Origin of the sequence: Azohydromonas caseinilytica (assembly GCF_012927045.1) — a bacterium.
Classification (GTDB): domain Bacteria; phylum Pseudomonadota; class Gammaproteobacteria; order Burkholderiales; family Burkholderiaceae_C; genus Azohydromonas; species Azohydromonas caseinilytica.
Map to the genome: position 1 here is coordinate 1 of NZ_JABBFW010000079.1, position 2,375 is coordinate 2,375.

The window sequence follows — 2,375 nt, forward strand, 5'->3', positions numbered from 1 at the left end:
CAACCGCCAGCGCCGCCATAGCCGGCTGGGCAACGTGGCGCCAGCGGTCTTTGCGCGACAACATTTCCACAACGAAGGGGCGCGGGCGGCTTAAAAGTCGCTGTCCACTCTTGTCAGGACACCTCAGCTGACCCGTTGCCTCACGTAGTTTGCTACCCGCCAGGCTGTCCGGCGGGAGCGGAGCAACGTGAAGAAGCAGGTAAGCATGGCTACACGCAAAGAACTGATCCAGGCAGTGGGGGAGAGATACCGGGCAGCCTCGACAACAGACAAGACAAGGATCCTTGACGAATTCGTCGAGCTCGCGGGATACCACCGTAAGCACGCGATTCGTGTGCTGTCGCAGAAGCCCCGGGCAGAGACCTCGAAGGCACCTCGACAACGGGTGTACGACGACGCCTTCCGAGAGAAGCTTGCGCATTCCACTGATCGCGGACACCCATTCCAGGCTGATCGCGGACAGCGTTCCGCATGATCGCGGACACCCCGGGAGGGGTGCCTGAGTGACTGGCGCAATGGTAGTGCAGCTGCCCGCCATCAGCGTGGAACGCTGTCCGCCTTCGCATGGAATGCGGGAGCTGCACTATGTCAGCGGCACGCGGGCGGCGTCGGCGCAGCGACTCGCCCTTGAGCTCGATGATGTGCGCGCCGTGCAGCAGGCGGTCCATGATGGCGTCGGCGATGGTCGGTTCGGCCAACCATTGGTGCCAGGCGGTCGTAGGCAGCTGACTGGTGATGAGGGTGCTACGGCTGCCAACCCGGTCGTCCAGCAGCTCCAACAAGTCCTGGCGTTCCTGGGCAGTGATCGGAGCGATGGCCAGGTCATCGAGCACGAGCACGTCAAGCCGCGCCAGTTGCGCCAGCCGGCGGGTGAAGCTGCCATCACCGTGGGCCACCTGCAGCTCCTGCAGCAGCCTCGTGGCCCGGGTGTAGAGCACCGAGAAGCCTTGGCGCGCAGCCTGCTGCGCCAGGGCGCACGCCAACCACGTTTTGCCGCAACCGGTGGCCCCTGTGATGTGCAAGTTGCGGCCATGGCGGATCCAGTCGCCTTGGGCCAGGGCGGTGATGAGGTGGCGATCCAGGCCGCGGCTGGCACGCCAGTCGATGTCCTCCACGCAGGCGCTGCTGACCTTGAGCTTGGCGCTCTTCAACAGCCGTGCCACGCGCACGGCTGTCGCGCCAGTCCAGCTCGCGCTGCACCAGCAGCGCCAGGCGTTGTTCGAAGGGCAGTCCTTCAGCGGCGGCTTGGGTGGCGCTGTCGTTGAGCGCGGCGATCATGCCGTCCAGGCGCAGGCCGCGCAGTTGGTCCAGGGTGTGTTGGTGAAGCATGGGAAGGTCTCGTTGAAGGTGGGTGTCGATCCGGCGCATCAGTGGTGGCTGTAGTAGCCGGGCCCGCGCACGTTGTCGTGGACGGGCATGGGCGCCGCGGCGCCGCCCAGCGCAGCCGAGCCCTGCCGGTCCAGGCCGCATTCCAGGATGGACTTGATGCTGCGGTAGTGCGGCGCCCGGATGGACTGCGCGCGGGCGCAAGCCGCCTCCAGCCGCTCCTCGCCGTACTGCCGCGCCAGGCGCATCAACCCCAGGCAGGCGCGGTAGCCCTGCTCGGGGTGCGGGCGGTGCTCCATCTGCCAGCGCACCACGGCGGCGGTGGCCGCGCCGATGCGCTCACCCCAGCCGATGAGCGTGGCCGGCGACCACTCCCGGTGCGCTCGGTGCGACGCCGGCATGTGCTCGGCCACCGTGGTGAAGCCGCCGGCGCGGGCGCTGCGGGCGTGTGCGGCGATGCGCTGGCGGCGCAGCAGCACCTCCAGCGTCGTGGCCGTGACGCGCAGCTCCACCGCGGCGCCCACGTGCTGGTGCGGCACCGAGTAGTAGTGCCCCTCGAAGGCCACGTGGTAGTCAATGTTCACGCGCGCCGGCTTGAACTGCGCCAGCACCATGGGGTGCGGCGGCAGCGGCTTGAGCGCCGGCGCGTCCAGCGCCTCGAAGGCTGATGCCCGGCAGCCGGGCAGCTTCTTGAAGGGGCGCTGGTTCAACTCGGCCAGCAGCCCGGCTATTGCCGCGTTGAGCTCGCCCAGGCTGAAGAAGCGGCGGTGGCGCAGCCGCGCCAGAATCCAGCGCTCGACGACCTGGACTCCCACTTCGACCTTGGCCTTGTCCTGTGGCCGCCCGGGGCGCGCCGGCAGCACCGCCACGCCGTAGTGCTCTTCGAGCTCCTGCATCAGCCGGGCGGTCACGGGTTCGTAGGTGTCAGCGAGCGGCATATACCGACCACTTCAGAGGCGGCGTAATCCGGCCACTCTGCGGGTGGTGGCGCTGAGCGGCGGAGTCGGCATAAACCGGCCAGTCCAGAGGCGGCATAAACCGGCCACGGC

General features: G+C 68.3%; 2 pseudogenes. Both read right to left on the reverse strand.

From position 1 onward, the window contains the following. Positions 1-605 precede the first annotated feature (605 nt). Positions 606-1,329, reverse strand: a pseudogene (gene istB, locus HHL10_RS29995) (IS21-like element helper ATPase IstB); the annotation flags it as partial. A 38-nt stretch (positions 1,330-1,367) separates the two neighbouring features. Next, positions 1,368-2,255 (reverse strand): annotated as a pseudogene (locus tag HHL10_RS30000) (Mu transposase domain-containing protein); the annotation flags it as partial. Positions 2,256-2,375 lie beyond the last annotated feature (120 nt).